Raw genomic sequence first — 20,764 nt, forward strand, 5'->3', positions numbered from 1 at the left:
ATGCCCGCCGCTTGCCAAAGGGCATACCGATGAAAACACTGGCCAAACTCCCCGTCACCATCGTCACCGGTTTCCTCGGTTCGGGCAAAACCACGCTGCTGCGGCACATGCTCGACAACGCTCAGGGCCGGCGCATTGCGGTGATCGTCAACGAGTTTGGCGAGTTGGGCATCGACGGTGAAATCCTCAAGCAATGCACCATCGGCTGCACCGAAGAAGAGGCCAGCGGCCGCGTTTATGAGCTGGCCAACGGCTGCCTGTGCTGCACCGTGCAGGAAGAATTCTTCCCGGTGATGCGCGAGCTGGTTGCCCGTCGCGGCGATCTCGACCACATCCTTATTGAAACCTCGGGCCTAGCCCTGCCAAAACCGCTGGTGCAAGCCTTCCAGTGGCCGGAAATTCGCAGTGCCTGCACCGTCGACGCAGTCATCACCGTGGTCGATAGCCCGGCGGTCGCCGCAGGCACATTCGCTGCGTTCCCGGATCAGGTCGATGCCCAGCGCAAACTCGATCCGAACCTTGATCACGAGTCGCCGCTGCACGAATTGTTCGCCGATCAACTGGCCAGCGCTGACCTGGTCATCCTCAACAAAGCCGACCAGACCAGCCCGGAAGATCTGGCTCGCGTACGCGCTGAAGTCGCCGAAGAGCTGCCGCCAGCAGTGAAAATCATCGAAGCCAGCAACGGCCGCCTGCCGCTGGACGTGCTGATCGGTCTCGGTGCCGGCTCTGAAGAACATATCGACAGCCGCCACAGCCACCACGATCATCACCATGACGGTGATGACGACGACCACGATCACGACGCCTTCGATTCGATCTCCATCGAATTGCCGCAAGCCGACGAAAGCTTGCTGCTCGACGCGCTGACGCAACTGGTGGTGCAGCACGGCATCCTGCGCGTCAAAGGTTTCGCGGCCATCCCGAACAAACCAATGCGTCTGCTGATCCAGGGCGTGGGCACGCGTTTCGACAAGCATTTCGACCGCCAGTGGGGCGCCGACGAAGCGCGCGTCACGCGTCTGGTGCTCATCGGTCAGGAGCTTGATGCGGCACAACTCGAAGCGCAATTGCGCGCTGCGCTCAGCGTTTAGCCATGCACCTGCTCAGGACCCAGCCCGGCGGATTCGTCTCGGACGACAACATTGCCGATCTCGGACAAACCCCCGCCGAGCTGGTGATCCTGTGCAGCGGCGATTCCAGCCTGGCGCTGCTCGCGGAGGCTGCGCAGCAACTGCCCGATGACTATCCGAGCCTGCGTCTGGCCAACCCGATGCAGGTGCAGAATCATGCCTCGGTCGATCTGTATGTCGACGAAGTGCTGCGCCACGCCAAGGTCATTCTGATCTCACTGCACGGCGGCATCGCCTATTGGCGCTACGGTGTCGAGCGGCTGGTCGAGTTGTCCGAACGCGGCGTGCAACTGATTCTGGTGCCTGGCGATGACCGCCCGGATCCCGAACTCAGTGACTTGAGCACGGTCAGCGCCGACGTGCGCGATCGACTCTGGCAATTCCTGCGTCAGGGCGGCATGGGCAATGCGCTGGATTTCTTCCGTTGCCTGGGCGACCAGTGGTTTGCCCGGGATTATTCGTGGGGCGAGCCGCAAACCCTGCCGCGCACGGCGATTTATCACCCACAGAAAAACAGCGCTGCCCTGAGTGACTGGCAAGCCGAATGGCTGCCCGGTCAACCGGTGGCGGCGTTGTTGTTTTATCGCTCGCATTTGCAGGCGGCGAACACGGCGTTCATCGATGTGTTCTGTCAGCGTTTGCAGGCAGCCGGGCTCAATCCGCTGCCGATCGCGGTGGCCAGTCTGAAAGAACCCGGTTGCTTGTCGGTGGTCGAGGACTGGCTGGATGAAGTCGAGGCGGGGGTGATTCTCAACACCACCGGTTTTGCCCAATCGAGTCCCGAGGCGCCGCATCTGCGCCCGTTTCGCCGCAACATCCCGGTGATTCAAGCGATCTGCGCCCAGGACAACGAGCCTGGCTGGCGCGACAGCGAACAGGGCCTCGGGCCGCGCGATCTGGCGATGCACATTGCTTTGCCGGAACTCGACGGGCGCATCATCAGCCGCCCCATCAGCTTCAAGGATCTGGCCTGGCGCAGCGAGCGCAGCCAGTCCGATGTGGTCTGCTATCGCGCCCAGCCCGAACGCATGGATTTCGTCGCCGAACTGGCGCGGCGCTGGGTCGCTTTGGCACGCGTGCCGAACGGCGAAAAACGTATCGCGCTGATCCTCGCCAACTACCCGACCCGCGACGGCCGCATTGGCAACGGTGTCGGCCTCGATACGCCAGCGGCGGCGCTGAACATCCTGCGCGCTTTGCGCGAAGAGGGTTATCCGGTCACGGCCGAGTTGCCCGATAGTGGCACCGAGCTGATCCAGCAATTGCTCGGTGGTGTCAGCAACGACCTCGACAGTCTCGACCTGCGCCCGTGCCAGCAGAGCCTGGCGATGGACGATTACCTGGCAATGTTCAATGCACTGCCGCAGGCGAATCGCGCCGCGGTACTCGAGCGTTGGGGATCGCCACACAACGATCCGATGTGTCGCGACGGTCGGCTGATGATCGCCGGTCTGCGTTTCGGTCTGACCTTTGTCGGCATCCAGCCGGCCCGCGGTTATCAGGTCGATCCGAGCGCGGTGTATCACGACCCGGATCTGGTCCCGCCGCACGGCTATCTGGCGTTCTATTTCTGGTTGCGCAACACCTACGGCGCCCACGGCGTGATCCACGTCGGCAAGCACGGCAATCTCGAATGGCTGCCGGGCAAAGGTGTTGGGCTGTCGGAAAACTGCTGGCCCGACGCATTGCTCGGGCCGTTGCCGAATATCTATCCGTTTATCGTCAACGATCCGGGCGAGGGCGCCCAGGCCAAGCGGCGCACGCAGGCGGTGATCATCGACCACCTGATGCCACCGCTGACCCGCGCCGAAACCTATGGGCCGCTACGCAATCTGGAGTTGCTGGCCGACGAATATTACGAGGCGCAACTGCTCGATCCGCGCCGTGCCCGCGAGTTGCAGCGCGACATTCTGCAATTGGTGCGGGACACGCAGATCGACCGCGAGCTGCAACTGGATGCAGCGCTGGACAGCGATGCCGATGCGGCGATCTGGTTGCCGCGTCTCGACACTTATCTGTGCGATCTGAAGGAATCGCAGATTCGCGATGGGTTGCACATTTTTGGTGAATCGCCGAGCGGGCGCTTGCGTATCGACACCTTGCTGGCGTTGCTGCGCATCCCGCGCGGTGACGGTAAAGGCGCGCAGTCGAGCTTGTTGCGAGCGTTGGCCAAGGCGTTTGAGTTGGGCTTCGACCCCTTGGATTGTGCATTGGCCGATCCTTGGAATGGCCCGTGTCCGATCGAGTTGCAGGCCATCAGCGAAGAAGTCTGGCGCACCGCCGGCGACACCCGCGAACGCCTCGAACTCTTCGCCGCAGACCTGATCTTCCAAGCACTGAATGTCCCCTGTGGGAGCGAGCCTGCTCGCGAAAGCGGTGCGTCAGGTAAATCATTGTTGAATGACACACCGAGTTCGCGAGCAGGCTCGCTCCCACAAGGGGCGGGTTGGGCTGAGGTTGATTCGATACTCGACCATCTGCGCGAAGTCGTCGCCCCGCGCCTCGACGCTTGCGGCCCCGCCGAAATGCGCGGTCTGCTCGACGCCCTCAGCGGTCGTTTCGTCCCGGCCGGCCCCAGCGGTGCGCCCAGCCGTGGCCGCCTCGACGTGCTGCCGACCGGGCGCAACTTCTATTCGGTGGACGTGCGCAATCTGCCGACCACCACCGCGTGGCGCATCGGATTCCAGTCGGCAACGCTGATTCTCGAACGGCATCTGCAGGACCACGGCGATCACTTGCGCCAGCTCGGCCTGTCGGTCTGGGGCACCGCGACCATGCGCACCGGCGGCGACGACATCGCTCAGGCCATGGCTTTGATGGGCGTGCGTCCGGTCTGGGCCACGGGCAGTCAGCGCGTGGATGATTTCGAGATTCTGCCGCTGAGCCTGCTCGATCGTCCGCGAGTCGATGTGACGCTGCGGGTTTCGGGGTTTTTCCGTGATGCGTTTGCCAATCTCATCCGCCTGTTCGACGCCGCCGTACAAGCGGTGGCCGCACTGGACGAGCCGGATGACTTGAACCCACTCGCCGCCAAGGTGCGTGCCGAACGCGAGGCGTTAGTGCAATCGGGCGTCGATGAGGATACCGCGCGGCGTCAGGCCGGTTGGCGCATCTTCGGCGCGAAACCGGGGGCGTATGGCGCCGGTGTGCAAGGCGCTATCGACGGACGTCTGTGGCAGTCGCGCGAAGACCTCGCCGAGGTCTACCTGAACTGGGGCGCCTATGCTTACGGCGGTGCCGACGAGGGCACGGCCGCCCGTGCGCAATTCAGCCAGCGCCTGAGCCAGGTGCAAGCGGTGCTGCAAAACCAGGACAACCGCGAGCATGACCTGCTCGATTCCAACGATTACTACCAGTTCCAGGGCGGCATGCTCGCTGCGGTGGAAACGCTGCGTGGCGAAGCGGCGGCCAGTTATCACGGCGATCACAGCCAGCCGGATCTGCCGAAGATTCGTACCTTAAAGGAAGAATTGAACCGCGTGGTGCGCTCGCGCGCGGCGAATCCGAAGTGGATCGACGGGGTCAAGCGTCACGGCTACAAAGGCGCGTTCGAACTGGCGGCGACGGTTGATAATCTGTTCGCCTTCGATGCGACTACGCAATTGATCGACGACCATCAATATGCGTTGCTGGCGGAGGCATATTTGCTCGATCCGGCGACCCGGGATTTTGTTCGTGAGCATAATCCCCATGCGCTGCGCGACATGACCGAACGCATGCTCGAAGCGCAGCAGCGCGGGATGTGGCAGGAGCCGGGGGCTTATAAAGAAGCGCTGGAGAATTTGCTGTTGGATATCGAGGAAGATATGTAGCCGCTAAAAAGCTACCCTCACCCCAGCCCTCTCCCGGAGGGAGAGGGGGCCGATCTTTAGCGCTGTCGAAGTTTGCGTCGACCCGATGCATCACGTCGACAGAACTCGAGAGGCCATCACGGTCTGTTCCCTCTCCCTCTGGGAGAGGGCTAGGGTGAGGGCAACAACTGACACACCACAACGTCACGACCATCCACGACCACGAAAGAGAAACCCATGACCGACACCCCGCATTTCCCGCTCTCCGCCGTGGTCGGCGCCGATGACTTGAAGCTCGCCCTGTGCCTGACCGCCATCGACCCGAAAATCGGCGGCGTACTCATCGAAGGCCCGCGCGGCATGGCCAAGTCGACGCTGGCGAGGGGCCTGGCGGATCTGCTCGCCAGCGGCCAGTTCGTCACCTTGCCGCTGGGCGCCACGGAAGAGCGCCTGGTCGGCACCCTCGATCTCGACGCTGCCCTGAGCGACGGTCGCGCGCAGTTTTCGCCCGGTGTCCTGGCCAAGGCTGACGGTGGCGTGCTGTACGTCGATGAAGTCAATCTGCTGCCCGATCATCTGGTCGACCTGCTGCTCGATGTCGCCGCCAGCGGTACCAACCTGATCGAGCGTGACGGCATTTCCCATCGGCATTCGGCGAAATTCGTCCTGATCGGCACCATGAACCCGGAAGAGGGCGAACTGCGGCCACAACTGCTTGACCGCTTCGGCTTGAACGTTGCCCTCAGCGGCCACACCGCGCCCGCCGAACGTGGACAGATCATTCGCCGGCGGCTGGATTTCGACAGCGATCCACAAGGGTTCTGCGCGCAGTGGGCGAGCGAGCAACACATCCTGCGTTCGCGCTGTGAAAGCGCCCGCGAGCGCCTGGCAGCCATTCCACTGGATGACGCGGCATTGGCGTTGATTACCGAGCGCTGTTTCGCTGCTGGCGTCGATGGCTTGCGCGCCGATCTGGTCTGGTTGCGCGCGGCCCGCGCCCATGCCGCGTGGCGTGGGGCGGATGCGATTGCTGAAGAGGACATCGACGCGGTGGCCGAATTTTCCCTGCGCCATCGCCGTCGCGAACAACCTTCATCCAGCGCCCAATCACAAGCGCAATCTCCGTCAGGCACAGACAGCAAATCCGGCGAAGGCCAGGGCCAGTGGGGCGAGATGCCGGCAACGGCGCAAGCCACCGGTGCCCGCCGCGAAGTTCCGAGCTGGCCGCCACTGGCAAAAAAGCCCTAGGCATTCGCCCCCGATCCGACGCGGGGGCGAATGCCAGACCCCGTGCCGGACAACTCGATAATGGTCGTCAGGGCCAACGCCAGAGCGCCAGCAGCGGTTCGGTGAACTGGCCGGGCACGCTGCTCAACGGCCGCCCTCAGCGACGCGCCGATTTGCTGTTTCAACAGCGCACCCGCTCACCCCATGAAATCTGGCTGGTGATCGTCGACGCGTCGGCTTCGACCCGTCGCCATCAGGCCTTGAGCGATGCCAAGGGTCTGCTCGCGCAGTTGTTCGACGATGCTTACCGCCAGCGGGCGCGGCTGGCGTTGCTGACCGCCAGTGGTTCTGCGCCGAAATGGCAGGTGCAAGGCTTGAAGGCCTCAAGCGGCCTGAGCACCTGGCTTGACGGTCTGGGCGCTGGTGGCGGCACGCCGTTGCTCGCGGCGCTGGAGCAGGCGCAGCAATGGCTGACGGTTAGACGCAAGCGCTTTCCCGCCGAACAGCAACGCTGCCTGATCGTGACCGATGGTCGCTTGAAAAAGCTGTCGGGGTTGCCGGTGCTGGCGTGCCCGGGATTGCTGATCGACATCGAACGCGGGCCGATTCGACTGGGCCGGGCGAAGGATCTGGCGACCGCGCTGCAAGCGCAGTATCAGCATATCGATGAGCTGGGTCTACGCTTAAATCCGCCGCACCGCTCGCACCCTGTGGGAGCGAGCCTGCTCGCGAAGGCTTTTTCGGCAACGCTGAAAGTCTCCGATCAAGGTCATTCATACAGATTTTGAAATGATTTACCGCTGTGGAGCAGGTCGGTCGACGCTGTACGCTCGAAGGCCATTTTTCATTCAGGATCTACATGAACACCCTCTCGGAGCCTCCCAGTCAGCACTCTCCAGCGCAACGTTGCGCGGTCTTGATCCATTCGCAGCATCCTGTTTTCCGACTCCCGACTATGGTTGATAACGCGGCTCTTGAGCCTTCGCGTTGCACTTCGCCGTGTCCGGCCGCCTGAATTCACTGAAGAGAGATCGAGACGTTTTATGGAATGGTTAGCGGATCCCACGGCCTGGTTAGGCCTGTTGACTCTGATCGTGCTGGAACTGGTGCTGGGTATCGACAACCTGGTATTCATCGCAATTCTTGCCGACAAACTGCCGCCGCATCAGCGTGATCGTGCGCGCATCATCGGCTTGTCGCTGGCGTTGATCATGCGCCTGGGCCTGTTGGCGAGCATTTCCTGGCTGGTCACGCTCACGCAACCGTTGTTCGAGGTGTTCGACAAGAGCTTCTCCGGCCGCGACCTGATCATGCTGTTTGGTGGTGTGTTCCTGCTGTTCAAAGCGACGATGGAGTTGCATGAACGCCTCGAAGGCCACGTCGGCGAGCGCTCGACCAACACGACCTACGCGCTGTTCTGGCCGATCGTGGCGCAGATCGTGGTGCTCGACGCCGTGTTCTCGCTCGACGCGGTGATTACCGCCGTGGGCATGGTCGATGAACTGGCGGTGATGATGATCGCCGTGATCATTTCCATCGGCCTGATGATCGTCGCCAGCAAGCCGCTGACCCGCTTCGTCAACGCACATCCGACCGTGATCATGCTGTGCCTGGGCTTCCTGATGATGATCGGTTTTGCCCTGACCGCCGAAGGTCTGGGCTTCCATATCCCGAAAGGTTACCTGTACGCGGCCATCGGTTTCTCGATCCTGATTGAGGTGTTCAACCAGATCGCCCGGGCTCGGCGCAAACGTTCGATGCAGGGCGTGCGGCCGATGCGTGAGCGCACGGCACATGCAGTGATGCGTCTGCTCGGCGGGCGCAAACTGGCGGCGGAGGAGGTTGGCGAGGAAATCTCCGACCTGCTGGACAACGGTGAAGCGCCGGTGGCCGAGCTGTTCGACCGTCGTGAGCGGGTGATGATCAGCGGTGTGCTGCAACTGGCGGAACGGCCGATTCGCAACCTGATGACGGTGCGCGCCGACGTTGACCTGATTGATCTTGCGGATGACGCCGAAACCATTCGCACGAAGTTGATGCATTCGTCCTACTCGCGCTTGCCGTTGATTCGCGATGGCGCGGTGGACGAGCCGCTGGGCTTCGTACACAAGAAGGAACTGCTCAAGGAATATCTGGCGGGCAACGAGCCGAACCTGGAGCATCTGGCACGCAAGACCGTCAATCTGCTCGACAGTTACTCAATCCTCAATGCCCTGGAGCAGATGCGCGCGGCCTCGACCCACATCGCTTTCGTGGTCAACGAGTTTGGCGATTTCGTCGGTGTGTTGACCATGACCGACATCCTCGAATCGATCGCTGGCGAACTACCCGATGCCAGCGAAATCGAAGGCCCGGACGTGGTCGAAGAGCGCGGCGGGTTTCTGGTCAGCGGCGCGCTGCCCTTGGCTCGCGTTCGCCAGCGTACCGGCTTCGATGCCGAGCCGACGGAGGACTATCAGACCATGGCCGGGTTGGTGATGAGTCTGCTGGATCGCTTGCCGATGACCGGCGACCAACTGGAATACGAGGGCTGGCAATTGACTGTCAAAGCGGTGGAAGAGCGGAGGGTGACGCGGGTGTTGCTGGAGCGCGCTGCCGCGTAATACTTGCGTTTTCTAAAAGCTGTGCCGGCCTTTTTGCGAGCGGGCTCGCTGCCACATTGCAATGCGGTTCAATGTGGCAGCTAGCCTGCTCGCGAAGGCAATTTGGCAGGCACTCCATACCTCTGAGGAGGCTCGTTCAGTACATCCTCCGTAGGCGCCCATGTGGGACGGTACGCAAAGTACGAAGTGTCTGACGCAGCCAAGGCAGATCATGCTTCCGTTTACGCGCGGCAAAGGGGGCTTTGGTCTTGCCGATGTGCACGGCGAAATCCCGTGCGAGGGTTTCTTCAGTGCCGATACCTTTGAGCTTTTTCATCAGCCTGCCGTTTTTATAGAACAGCACGGTTGGCGTGCCCGTGACATTCGGGTGCTTGGGCGATTGGCTGGTGTTGAGCATATAGATGTTGGCGCGCAGTCGGTAAGGCTCGGCAATCTGCCGAAAGATCGGCCCGGACCATTCGCAGGCGGGGCAATGTTCATTGGCGAAATAAAGAATGACCGGACGCCAGGTTTTCAGGGCTTTGCGGTAAACCGGGGCCAGCGCGGAAGTTGTGTTGGTGACGTTCATCGAAGGGTCCTTTTCAACGAGCGGATAGGTTCCTTGACGTTAAAGGAGTAGGCACGTCTGGGTCTACTGTCAGAAATTACAGGTGGACTGCGTAACCACGAGAAGTGCTGTCGTCACGGTGATAGCCGTCGCGAGACGGCAGGGTGGTGATGTCTACGGGCAGGCGCTAAAGCGCTGATACCGGGTTTTGCTCAACTGTCACCCTGATTCGCACCACAACGGCGCGATCTGACCCAAGTTGGGAACGCATTACCCCTTTCCTGGCTTTGTCAGGTGTTTCCTTCGCTCCTGGTCGGGCCAAACCCTTTGGTCCACGAAACATATCTTGTTGATTCCAAAAGCGTTCAACGCAGTTACAGATTTCGCGAGATTCCTGTGGCACACTTTCTGCTGTCTATTCCGTAGCAACAAACCGTGTTCCGGTATAGCTGAATAAACACAATTCTGGAGTGCTTGCCTTGCGTCGCCATCCTTCGTTGTTCAAAGCGTGTGTTTTTGTCCTTGCGGCTTCTTCCTCGGTCATGGGTCTGGCCCAGGCGGCCGACAGCAAGCTCGACAGTGTTCTCGCCCGTGGCAAGTTGATCGTGGGCACCGGCAGCACCAACGCGCCGTGGCACTTTCAGGGCGCGGACGGCAAGTTGCAGGGTTTTGATATCGACATCGCCAGGATGGTGGCCAAGGGACTGTTCAACGACCCGAGTAAAGTCGAGTTCGTGGTGCAGTCGTCCGATGCGCGTATCCCCAACCTGCTGACCGACAAGGTCGACATGAGCTGCCAGTTCATCACCGTCACCGCGAGCCGCGCGCAGCAAGTGGCATTCACTCTGCCGTACTACCGCGAAGGCGTCGGCCTGCTGTTGCCGAACAACAGCAAGTACAAGGAAATCGAAGACCTGCAGGCAGCGGGCGATGACGTTACCGTTGCGGTGCTGCAAAACGTCTACGCCGAAGAATTGGTGCATCAGGCATTGCCCAAGGCCAAGGTCGATCAGTACGACAGCGTCGACCTGATGTATCAGGCAGTGAACTCCGGCCGTGCCGATGCCGCCGCAACCGATCAGTCGTCGGTCAAATACCTGATGGTGCAGAACCCGGGCCGCTACCGCAGCCCGAGCTATGCCTGGAGCCCGCAGACTTACGCCTGCGCAGTCAAACGTGGCGATCAGGACTGGCTGAACTTCGTAAACACCGCGCTGCATGAAGCAATGACCGGGGTTGAGTTCCCGACCTACGCCGCCTCCTTCAAGCAATGGTTCGGTGTCGATCTGCCGTCGCCCGCGATCGGTTTCCCAGTCGAATTCAAATGATCCCGTGAGAGTGGGGCGATTTCAGTCGCCCCGCTCAAGGTACTGCTGACCATGAATTATCAGTTGAACTTTGCCGCCGTGTGGCGCGATTTCGACACCTTGCTGGCAGGGCTCGGGCTGGGCTTGCAGCTGGCGCTGGTGTCGATCGCCATCGGCTGCGTGATCGGCCTGCTGATGGCGTTTGCCTTGCTCTCCAAACATCGCGCCTTGCGGGTGCTGGCCTCGGTGTACGTCACGGTGGTGCGCAACACGCCAATCCTGGTGTTGATTCTGTTGATCTACTTCGCACTGCCCAGCCTTGGCATTCGTCTGGACAAGATTCCTTCGTTCATCATCACGCTGTCGCTGTATGCCGGCGCGTACCTGACCGAAGTCTTCCGTGGCGGCTTGTTGAGCATTCCCAAAGGCCAGCGCGAAGCCGGGCTGGCAATCGGTCTCGGTGAATGGCAGGTCAAGGCTTACGTCACCGTGCCGGTGATGCTGCGCAATGTGCTGCCGGCGCTGTCGAACAACTTCATTTCGCTGTTCAAGGACACTTCGCTGGCGGCTGCGATTGCGGTGCCGGAGCTGACCTATTACGCGCGCAAGATCAACGTCGAGAGCTACCGGGTGATCGAAACCTGGCTGGTGACCACGGCGTTGTATGTCGCTGCCTGTTACCTCATTGCCATGCTGCTGCGTTACCTCGAGCAGCGTCTGGCGATCCGCCGATAGGAGGCTGCGATGTACGAATCTCCCAGTTGGTTGCATGAATTGTGGGTCGCGCGCGAGCCGTTGTGGCAGGGCTTTCTGACCAGTGTGCAGGTCTCGGCGCTGGCCATTGTGTTGGGCACCATGCTCGGCGTGGTTGCCGGCCTGGTCCTGACTTACGGCAGATTCTGGATGCGCGCGCCGTTTCGGCTTTACGTCGATCTGATTCGCGGCACGCCAGTGTTTGTGCTGGTGCTGGCCTGCTTTTATATGGCGCCGGCGCTCGGTTGGCAGATCAGCGCGTTTCAGGCCGGAGCCTTGGGCCTGACGCTGTTCTGCGGCTCGCACGTTGCCGAAATCGTTCGTGGCGCGCTGCAAGCCTTGCCGCGCGGGCAGATGGAGGCGGGGAAAGCCATCGGCCTGACGTTCTACCAATCCCTCGGCTATGTACTGTTGCCTCAGGCGCTGCGGCAGATTTTGCCGACCTGGGTCAACTCGTCCACCGAAATCGTCAAGGCTTCGACCTTGCTCTCGGTGATCGGCGTCGCCGAATTGCTGCTCAGCACGCAACAGATCATCGCCCGGAACTTCATGACCCTGGAGTTCTACCTGTTCGCCGGTTTTCTGTTCTTCGTCATCAACTACGGCATCGAATTACTCGGCCGGCACATTGAAAAGCGGGTGGCCCTGCCATGACTCAAACTCAAGTTGCTTCACAGAATCAGGCGCTGCTGGATATTCGCGGTCTGCACAAACAGTACGGCGCGGTGGAAGTGCTCAAGGGTGTCGACCTGAGCATGCAGCGTGGCAACGTCGTTACGCTGATCGGCTCCAGTGGCTCTGGCAAGACCACGCTGCTGCGTTGCGTGAACATGCTTGAAGAGTTTCAGGGCGGGCAGATTCTGCTCGACGGCGAATCCATCGGCTATGACGAGGTCAACGGCAAACGCGTTCGCCATGCGGAAAAGGTCATTGCCCGTCATCGTGCGATGACCGGCATGGCGTTCCAGCAATTCAACCTGTTTCCGCACCTGACCGCGTTGCAGAACGTCACCTTGGGCCTGCTCAAGGTGAAGAAGATGCACAAGGACGAAGCCGTGGTGCTTGCCGAAAAATGGTTGGAGCGTGTCGGCCTGCTGGAGCGGCGCAATCACTTTCCCGGTCAGTTGTCCGGCGGCCAGCAACAGCGCGTGGCGATTGCCCGAGCTATTGCGATGAACCCGAGCCTGATGCTCTTTGACGAAGTCACTTCGGCCCTCGATCCGGAGCTGGTCGGTGAGGTGCTCAACGTGATCAAGGGGCTGGCCGAGGACGGCATGACCATGTTGCTGGTGACCCACGAAATGCGTTTCGCTTTCGAGGTCTCGGACAAAATCGTATTCATGAATCAAGGGCGGATCGAAGAGCAGGGGCCTCCCAAGGAACTGTTCGAACGCCCGCAATCGCCGCGTCTGGCGGAATTTCTCAAAAGCACGCGGTTTTGAATCTGCACTTTTGCAATCAGGAGAAACACCCATGAGCATTACGCGTTACGGCACCGGCAGCACCGCCGCCGGCGGCCAGCCTCGTCCATTCGCCCGCGCAGTCGAAGCGGATGGCTGGCTGCATGTGTCCGGCCAGGTACCGGCAGTAGATGGCGAGATCATCGTCGGCGGGATTGTCGAACAGACCCACCAGACCATGAAGAACCTGATCGCGATTCTTGAAGAGGCCGGTTATGGCCTTGAGGACGTGGTTCGCGCCGGCGTCTGGCTGGACGATCCACGGGATTTCAGCAGCTTCAACAAAGTCTTCGCCGAGTATTTCAAACCCGAACACGCCCCGGCGCGGGCCTGTGTGCAGGCGAGCATGATGGTTGATTGCAAGGTTGAGATCGACTGCATTGCCTACAAGAAGAAGGCCTGAAACAAGTGCAGCCCTCTTCGCGAGCAGGCTCGCTCCCACATTTGGAATGCGTTTTCCTGTGGGAGCGAGCCTGCTCGCGAAAGCGATGTAACAGGCGACACTGGACTCTCGGTAAACTCCCGGCGACTTTGAATGGAAACCACTGACATGACCGAAGACACCATCAAGCGCCGGGCACGTGGTCTGGACCGGGCGTTCGATATCCTCGATTTTCTCAAGGAAATCGGCCAGCCCCTGCGCCCCAATGACATCGCCAACGGCATCGGCGGCCCGAAATCCACGGTCTACGAGCTGGTCGCATCCTTGCTGGAACGGCGGATTCTGGAACCGGTGGGCAAGGACGGCCACGTCTATCTCGGCCGCCAGTTGTACTTCCTCGGCCAAGCGCATCTGCGTCATTTCGACCTCAGCCGCGAGGCCGATCACGCCTTGCAGGAGATCGTCAGCCAGACCCGCGAAACCGCGCAGATGTGCCTGCTCAACGGGCGCAAATACACGGTGGCGTTGATGAAGGAGGGCGAGCGGCATTTCCGCATCTCATCGGATATCGGCGAAAACGCACCGATCCCTTGGACCGCCTCCGGGCGCTTGCTGCTCGCGCACTTGAGCGATCAGCAGATCATCGACCTGATCGACGAGGACGACTACATCCTGCCCGACGGCGAACGTCTGCCGCTGGAACGCTTTCTGGCGGAGATTCGTAAGGCCGGTATCGATGGCTTCTTCTCCTTCGACAGCGTCGCCGACACCTTCACCCATTGCTTCGCCGCGCCGGTGAAAGACCCGCAAGGCGTGGCCATTTGCACGTTGTGCATCGTCGCCCCACGGGCCGATGCAAAAAACAATTACAACGACTATCGCCGGGTGCTGATCGAGAGCGCCAACAGCCTCGCCCGGCGTATCAACGAATAACCGCGGCTGCCTGCGGCCGCGACTGTGAGGACTGGACCATGACCACTGCCATCAACTCTGCCGTAGAAAAAGGCGACGCCACCCTCGGCGCGCAACTGACCCGCGATGTCAGCCTGCCGGCGCTGGTGCTGCACCGCGAGGCGCTCGAGCACAACATTCGCTGGATGCAGAAATTTGTCAGCGACAGCGGCGCCGAACTCGCGCCCCACGGCAAAACCAGCATGACCCCGGCACTGTTCAAGCGACAGCTCGACGCCGGCGCCTGGGGCATCACCCTCGCCAGCGCTACCCAGACCCGCGCGGCTTATGCCCACGGCGTGCGGCGGGTGCTGATGGCCAATCAATTGGTCGGCACGCCTAACATGGCGTTGATTGCCGATCTGCTCGCCGATCCGACGTTCGATTTCTATTGCATGGTCGATCACCCGGACAACGTTGCCGACCTCGGGGCTTACTTCGCTTCCCGTGGGGTCAAGCTCAACGTGATGATCGAATATGGCGTGGTCGGCGGGCGCTGCGGGTGCCGCAGCGAGCAGGAAGTCATCGAGCTGGCCAAGGCCATCGATGCGCAACCGGCGCTGGCGCTGACCGGCATTGAAGGTTACGAAGGCGTGATTCATGGTGATCACGCGGTCAGTGGCATTCGCCAGTTCGCCGCGTCGCTGGTGCGCCTGGCGGTGCAGCTGCAGGACAGCGGCGCTTTCGCCATTGCCAAACCGATCATCACCGCATCGGGTTCAGCCTGGTATGACCTGATCGCCGAATCCTTCGAAACCCAGAACGCCGCTGGCCGCTTCCTCAGTGTGTTGCGCCCGGGCAGTTACGTGGCCCACGACCATGGTATCTACAAAGAGGCGCAGTGCTGCGTGCTCGACCGTCGCAGCGATCTGCACGAAGGCCTGCGCCCGGCGCTGGAAGTCTGGGCTCATGTGCAGTCGCTGCCGGAACCGGGTTTCGCGGTGATCGCCCTGGGCAAGCGCGACGTCGCATTCGACGCCGGTTTGCCGGTGCCGTTGTTGCGCTACAAGGCCGGTGTGGTGCCGGCGACAGGTGATGATATCGGTGCGTGCAAGGTCACGGCGGTGATGGATCAGCATGCGTTCATGACCGTGGCGCCGGGTGTAGAACTGCGGGTCGGCGACATCATTTCCTTTGGTACTTCGCATCCGTGCCTGACGTTTGACAAATGGCGTGTTGGGTTGCTGGTGGATGAGCAGTTGGCGGTTATCGAGACCATGGCGACTTGTTTCTAAGGCTTGAGACCGAGGCGCGGCCAATCGCTGGCAAGCCAGCTCCCACAGGGCCGGAGGTGATTACCCAATTTATGTTCACCTTGACTATGTGGGAGCTGGCTTGCCAGCGATGACGCCACAACAGCCATCACCGAACGACCAGAGACCCTACCAGATGACCACGCTCAGCCCTCTGGGGCCCAACACCCCACGCATCGCCCTGATCGGCGAATGCATGATCGAACTGCAACAACGTGCCGACGGCAGTCTGCAGCAAAGCTTCGGTGGCGATACCCTCAATACGGCCGTGTACCTGTCCCGCGCGCTGGGCGACAAGGCGCAAGTCGATTACGTTACCGCGCTGGGCGATGACAGTTTCAGTGACGCAATGTGCCAGATCTGGCGCAGCGAAGGCATCGGCCTCGATCTGGTGCAGCGCTTGCCCGGTCGGCTTCCCGGTTTGTATTGCATACAGACCGACGCCAACGGCGAGCGGCGCTTTCTGTACTGGCGCAACGAAGCGGCGGTACGCGATTGCTTCACTACCCCTGCGGCCGAGCCGATTCTCGCGGCCTTGCCGGACTACGACGTGCTGTATTTCAGCGGAATCACCCTCGCCGTACTTGGCATGCAAGGCCGTGCCCGCCTGATCAAGACGTTGAGCGAAGCCCGGCAGCGCGATGCGCGCATCGTGTTTGACAACAACTACCGCCCACGCTTGTGGGCTTCTGTGGAAGAGGCCCGCGCGGCATATCGCAGCGTCTTGCCCTATGTCGATCTGGCGTTGCTCACCGTGGATGACGAACAGGCGTTGTTCGGGTTTGCCGATTGCGCTGAGGTGTTTGCGACGTATGCGCAGATTGGCACGCCAGAAGTGGTGCTCAAGCGCGGCGCGGAGGCGTGCCTGATTCGTTGTCAGGGGGAGGCGTTTGAGGTGCCGGCGCAAAAGGTCGACAAGGTTGTCGACACCACGGCGGCGGGGGATTCGTTCAGTGCGGCATATCTGGCCCGGCGCTTGCTCGGCGGCAGCCCGGCAGAGGCGGCCCAAGCGGGACATGAATTGGCCAGTCAGGTGATACAGGTGCCAGGGGCGCTGATCCCCAGGTAGTCAGAGAATGGCCGCTTGCTGCGCAATCGGTTCGCGAGCAGGCTCGCTCCCACAATGAAAATCCGGTCGAAATGTGGGAGCGAGCCTGCTCGCGAAGAAGCTCGACAGCCAGCCGATCAATCCCGATAAAACACCTGCACCAGGTGATAACCAAACTTGCTCTTGATCGGTCCATGCACGGTGCGCAGTGGTTTCTTGAAAATCACCGCATCAATCGCGCCGACCATCTGTCCTGGACGTACTTCGCCCAGATCACCGCCGCGTTTGCCGGACGGGCAGGTGGAAAACTTCTTCGCCAGCACATCGAATGCTTCGCCCTTGGCGATGCGCTGTTTGAGTTGTTCGGCCTCTTCGGCGGTTTTCACCAGAATGTGGCGGGCTTGGGCTTTCATCGTGCAATACCTGATAACGGGGTGACAGCGGGGCGCGCGATTATGCCTCAAGTCACGGGGTCGGGTTGCTCAACTTGCGAATCTTGCTCGCCAACACTTCCAGGACAAAAGGCTTGGCGACCATGTCCATGCCCTCTTCAAGAAAGCCCTGGCGCTCGGCAGCAATCTGCGCGTAACCGGTCATGAACAGCACTTTAAGGCCGGGACGATGCTGGCGCGCAATTTCCGCCAACTGGCGACCGTTCATGCCGGGCAGCCCGACATCGGTGACCAGCAGATCGACACGTTGCGCGGACTCGAACAAGGGCAGGGCGATCTTGGCGTTTGCCGCTTCGAAGGTTTTGTAGCCCAGCTCCCTCAGCAGATCGAGCACCAGCATGCGCACCGCCGCGTCATCCTCGACCACGATTGCGGTTTCGCCAGAAGATGAAGCAGCAATCGGTTCGGCTTTCTTCACAGATGAGGTTTCCGGCGTCGGCTCAAGCAAGCGCGGCAAGTACAGGCGCACGCAAGTACCTTGCCCCGGCACGCTGTCGAGGCTGACGTGACCACCGGATTGCTGGGCGAAACCGTAGATCATCGACAGCCCGAGCCCGGTGCCCTGGCCGATCGGCTTGGTGGTGAAGAACGGATCGAACGCTTTGGAGCGAATTGACGGAGTCATGCCGGTGCCGTTATCGCTGACCGCGAGCATCACATATTCCCCGGCCTTGACCGGTTCGAGAATGGTGATGTCACTGCTGTCGAGGTAGACGTTGGCAGTCTGGATCAGCAACGTGCCGCCTTCGGGCATCGCGTCGCGGGCGTTGATCACCAGATTGAGCAAGGCATTTTCCAGCTGGCTGACGTCGGTGCTCACCGGCCAAACGTCTTCGGGCAGGCGCAGTTGCAGGTCGATCGGATCGCCTTTGGTGCGGCGGATCAGATCTTCCAGCGAGTGCACCAGCTCATTGACGTTAAGTTGCTTGCGGTCCAGCGACTGGCGCCGCGAGAACGCCAGCAAGCGATGCGTGAGCGCCGCCGCGCGATTGGCCGATGACACGGCCGCTTCGGTAAAACGGCCGATCTCGTCGGCACGACCATTGGCGATGTAGCGCTGCATCAAGTCCAGACTGCCGATAATGCCGGTGAGCATGTTGTTGAAGTCGTGGGCGATGCCACCCGTGAGCTGGCCGACGGCTTCCATCTTCTGCGCGTGGCGCAAGGCATCTTCGGCGCGCTCGCGTTCGAACATCTCGTTCTGCAAACGCTCGTTGGCCTGAGCCAGTTGCTCGGTGCGCGCGCTGACCCGCTCTTCGAGGGTCTCGTTGAGATTACGCAGGGCTTCTTCGGTTTTCTTGCGCTCGGTCTCGTCGATGACAAAGATGTAGAAGCCGTTCACTGCACCGTCTGCGCCATGTCGCGGCAGATAATTCATAAGGGCATGACGGATGCTGCCATCGCGGTGCGGTGTGTAGAAACTGAAGGAACAGGCGCGCCCGGCCAGCGCTTCGGCGATGTACGGTGCGCGCAGGAAATACGCCTCTTCGCCGATGACTTCGCGAATCTTGCGCCCGTACAACTCTTGCGGTGTGAGGCCGTACCAGTCGAGATACGCTGCGTTGTTCAAGCGAAAACGTTCTTCGGCGTCGACATAGCTGATCAGGATCGGCATGGCGTTGATGATCAACTGCAATTCGGTCTGGCTCTGACGCAGCGCTTGTTCGGTGTGTTTGCGTTCGGTCAGGTCCAGCGCCGCGCCGAGAAAGCGCATCGGCCGACCATGATGATCCTTGTAGCAACGCCCGCGCGCGAACACCCAGCGCAGCGTGCCATCGGCCTGCAACAAGCGATATTCCTCAGCGTACTCGGTGCCGTGGGTGATGCAGTGCTTGATGCCGCGCGCAACCATTGCGCGGTCTTCGGGGTGCACCCCGTGCATGTATTCGCTGATCGGCAATTGCCCGGCCTTGCTCGGATCAACGCCATGCAGTTCGGCAAAATGCGCATCGGCAATGAATCGGTCTTCGCCAATGTCCCAGTCCCACGTTCCGACGGCGTCGGCGGCGGCGAGGGCCAGTTGCAGACGCTCTTCGGACTGGCGCTGAGCCTTGAGGCTTTCCTCGGAACGGCGCTGCAATTCCAGGGCAATACGGCGGCGTTCGTTGGTCTCAATGGCAGTGATCAGAATGCCGGCGATCTGTGCGGTTTCATCGCGAATCGGGCTGTAGGTCAGGTCCAGCCAGAAATCGGTTTTTTTGCCGTCCCGCTGTACGCTGAAACGCTGCTCGCTGAAGCTGCGCACCTGACCTTGCAGCACCGCCTGGTAAATCGGCTCGGCAAAATCCCGTACTTCCGGCCAGATCTCATGCGTTGGCTGGCCGAAGGCTTCGGGATGCTTGCTGCCGGCGAGCAGGGCAAAACCATTGTTGTAGATCTGCGTGAGTTGCGGCCCCCACAACAGCAGCATCGGCATCGGCGAATGAATCACGATGTCCACCGCTGTGCGCAGACTCTGCGGCCAGGTGCCGGCGGCGCCCAGCGGACTGCGGCTCCAGTCGGTGCGGGCGATCAGGGCCTGGGCGTCATCGGTGGTGGGTACAGCATTCATGTTTCAATCCTGAGCGTGGTTCGGTGAGACGGGGTCTATCATTGTTGCAGGAGCCGCGCCAAGCGTAGGCCAAATCTGCTCATTCAATGCTTCGCGGGTGCTTTCAGCCATGGAAATCGATGCACTGTTGTCAACATTGTCGCAAAAAAACGGTTCGGATCTCTTCCTTTCCACCGGCGCACCACCGAGCGCTCGCATTGATGGTGTGCTGACGGCGCTGAGCGATCAGCCATTCAAACCCGGCGAAACCGCGGCCATCGCCACCTCCCTGATGGACGCCGAGCAGCGCCGGGAGTTCGACCGGGATCTTGAAATGAACCTGGCAATCTCCCGAACGGGCGTCGGCCGGTTCCGGGTGAACATTTTCAAGCAGCGCAACGACGTTTCGATCGTTATCCGCAACGTCAAGCTCGACATCCCGCGGTTCGAAGACTTGAAACTGCCGCCGGTGTTGCTGGAAACGGTGATGCTCAAACGTGGCCTGATTCTTTTTGTCGGCGCTACCAGTTCGGGCAAGTCGACCTCCCTGGCGGCGCTCATCGATCATCGCAACCGTCACAGTGCCGGACACATTGTTACCATCGAAGACCCGATCGAATATATCCATCGGCACAAGCGCTCGATCATCAATCAGCGTGAGGTTGGCGTCGATACGCGCAGCTTTCATGCTGCACTGAAGAACACTTTACGCCAGGCACCGGACGTCGTCCTGATTGGTGAGATCCGTGACCGCGAAACCATGGAGCACGCGCTCTCGTTTGCCGATACCGGGCATCTTGTGTTGTCCACGTTACATGCGACCAATGCCAATCAGGCGCTGGATCGCATCATCAATATGTTTCCCGAGGAGAAGCGCGAGCAGCTGTTGCAGACATTGGGCAACAACCTGAAAGCCTTTATCTCGCAGCGCTTGGTACGCACTGTCGACGGCCAGCGCAGGGCGGCCGTGGAAGTGTTATTAGGTACGCCGACTGTTGCTGATGCGCTCCGTCGCAATGAGTTGGCTGAGTTGAAAAGTATCATGGAGAAATCCGAAGACTCAGGCATGCAGACATTCGATGCTGCACTGTTACAGTTAGTCCTTGCGCGTGTTATTACAGTAGAAGAAGCTTTGAAAAACGCGGATTCGACAAACAACTTACGGTTAGGCATCAAGCTTAAACTTGATTCTCCAATCAACGAAAAAGCATCGACAGGGGATTGGGGGTTGGTGGAGTAAGTTTCGTGTCTGTAGGGTGCTGAGCGGTCAGGTGATAGATGTTTGAAATCTAGACTAATACTTGGTTAGTTGTGGTTTTGCCTGTTT

Annotated in this window: 16 protein-coding genes and 1 pseudogene; 14 read left to right on the plus strand and 3 right to left on the minus strand. The window is 60.7% G+C overall.

What is annotated here, in order from left to right:
* Positions 1–29 precede the first annotated feature (29 nt).
* From cobW to CKW30_RS02580, 5 genes and pseudogenes are all read left to right on the plus strand, one after another.
* Positions 30–1,094 carry a cobalamin biosynthesis protein CobW gene (gene cobW, locus CKW30_RS02560; RefSeq protein ID WP_095179740.1) on the plus strand — a complete coding sequence of 355 codons (1,065 nt, stop codon included), beginning with the start codon at positions 30–32 and terminating at the stop codon, positions 1,092–1,094.
* A 2-nt stretch (positions 1,095–1,096) separates the two neighbouring features.
* Positions 1,097–4,945: a cobaltochelatase subunit CobN gene (cobN, locus tag CKW30_RS02565; protein WP_095179742.1), complete on the plus strand. Its 3,849-nt coding sequence runs from the start codon at positions 1,097–1,099 to the stop codon at positions 4,943–4,945.
* Between the two features lie 216 nt (positions 4,946–5,161).
* The gene (locus CKW30_RS02570; protein ID WP_095179744.1) at positions 5,162–6,172 is read left to right on the plus strand and encodes an ATP-binding protein; all 1,011 of its coding nucleotides are present in this window, start codon (positions 5,162–5,164) and stop codon (positions 6,170–6,172) included.
* Positions 6,145–6,825: pseudogene (locus tag CKW30_RS02575) on the plus strand (VWA domain-containing protein); the annotation flags it as partial. The gene CKW30_RS02570 and the pseudogene CKW30_RS02575, both read left to right, overlap by 28 nt.
* A 369-nt stretch (positions 6,826–7,194) precedes the next feature.
* Positions 7,195–8,754, plus strand: coding sequence for a TerC family protein (locus CKW30_RS02580; protein ID WP_041478708.1), 1,560 nt, complete (start codon positions 7,195–7,197; stop codon positions 8,752–8,754).
* 136 nt (positions 8,755–8,890) lie between these two features.
* Here the strand turns inward: CKW30_RS02580 and CKW30_RS02585 are convergent, their stop codons facing one another.
* Positions 8,891–9,322: a co-chaperone YbbN gene (locus tag CKW30_RS02585; RefSeq protein WP_095179748.1), complete on the minus strand. Its 432-nt coding sequence runs from the start codon at positions 9,320–9,322 to the stop codon at positions 8,891–8,893.
* A gap of 458 nt (positions 9,323–9,780) precedes the next feature.
* Here CKW30_RS02585 and CKW30_RS02590 point away from each other — a divergent pair, with 458 nt between their 5' ends.
* The 8 genes from CKW30_RS02590 (at position 9,781) to CKW30_RS02625 (ending at position 16,476) form a co-directional block, all read left to right on the plus strand.
* Positions 9,781–10,629 (plus strand): transporter substrate-binding domain-containing protein, encoded by an 849-nt coding sequence (locus CKW30_RS02590; protein ID WP_041478710.1) that lies wholly within the window; start codon positions 9,781–9,783, stop codon positions 10,627–10,629.
* 51 nt (positions 10,630–10,680) lie between these two features.
* Positions 10,681–11,343, plus strand: coding sequence for an amino acid ABC transporter permease (locus tag CKW30_RS02595; RefSeq protein ID WP_024012746.1), 663 nt, complete (start codon positions 10,681–10,683; stop codon positions 11,341–11,343).
* A 9-nt stretch (positions 11,344–11,352) separates the two neighbouring features.
* Positions 11,353–12,015 (plus strand): amino acid ABC transporter permease, encoded by a 663-nt coding sequence (locus CKW30_RS02600; protein ID WP_016774495.1) that lies wholly within the window; start codon positions 11,353–11,355, stop codon positions 12,013–12,015.
* The gene (locus CKW30_RS02605; RefSeq protein WP_095179750.1) at positions 12,012–12,803 is read left to right on the plus strand and encodes an amino acid ABC transporter ATP-binding protein; all 792 of its coding nucleotides are present in this window, start codon (positions 12,012–12,014) and stop codon (positions 12,801–12,803) included. Before CKW30_RS02600 ends, CKW30_RS02605 begins: the two co-directional genes overlap by 4 nt.
* Positions 12,804–12,834: 31 nt before the next feature.
* The gene (locus tag CKW30_RS02610; protein ID WP_016774497.1) at positions 12,835–13,224 is read left to right on the plus strand and encodes a RidA family protein; all 390 of its coding nucleotides are present in this window, start codon (positions 12,835–12,837) and stop codon (positions 13,222–13,224) included.
* Between the two features lie 147 nt (positions 13,225–13,371).
* Positions 13,372–14,136, plus strand: a complete 765-nt coding sequence (locus CKW30_RS02615) for an IclR family transcriptional regulator (protein WP_095179752.1) — start codon at positions 13,372–13,374, stop codon at positions 14,134–14,136.
* A 38-nt stretch (positions 14,137–14,174) separates the two neighbouring features.
* Positions 14,175–15,389, plus strand: coding sequence for an amino acid deaminase (locus CKW30_RS02620; RefSeq protein WP_095179754.1), 1,215 nt, complete (start codon positions 14,175–14,177; stop codon positions 15,387–15,389).
* A 154-nt stretch (positions 15,390–15,543) separates the two neighbouring features.
* Complete coding sequence (locus CKW30_RS02625) at positions 15,544–16,476, plus strand: sugar kinase (RefSeq protein WP_095179756.1); 933 nt, start codon at positions 15,544–15,546, stop codon at positions 16,474–16,476.
* Positions 16,477–16,592: 116 nt separating this feature from the next.
* Here the strand turns inward: CKW30_RS02625 and CKW30_RS02630 are convergent, their stop codons facing one another.
* Both CKW30_RS02630 and CKW30_RS02635 read right to left on the minus strand, forming a co-directional pair.
* Complete coding sequence (locus CKW30_RS02630) at positions 16,593–16,868, minus strand: peptidylprolyl isomerase (protein ID WP_007912322.1); 276 nt, start codon at positions 16,866–16,868, stop codon at positions 16,593–16,595.
* A gap of 52 nt (positions 16,869–16,920) precedes the next feature.
* Positions 16,921–19,458: a PAS domain-containing sensor histidine kinase gene (locus CKW30_RS02635; RefSeq protein WP_095179758.1), complete on the minus strand. Its 2,538-nt coding sequence runs from the start codon at positions 19,456–19,458 to the stop codon at positions 16,921–16,923.
* A gap of 109 nt (positions 19,459–19,567) precedes the next feature.
* Between CKW30_RS02635 and CKW30_RS02640 the strand changes: the two genes are divergently transcribed.
* Complete coding sequence (locus CKW30_RS02640) at positions 19,568–20,677, plus strand: PilT/PilU family type 4a pilus ATPase (protein ID WP_095179759.1); 1,110 nt, start codon at positions 19,568–19,570, stop codon at positions 20,675–20,677.
* Positions 20,678–20,764: the final 87 nt, after the last annotated feature.

The organism is Pseudomonas sp. Irchel 3F6 (genome assembly GCF_900187595.1).
Lineage (GTDB): Bacteria > Pseudomonadota > Gammaproteobacteria > Pseudomonadales > Pseudomonadaceae > Aquipseudomonas > Aquipseudomonas siliginis.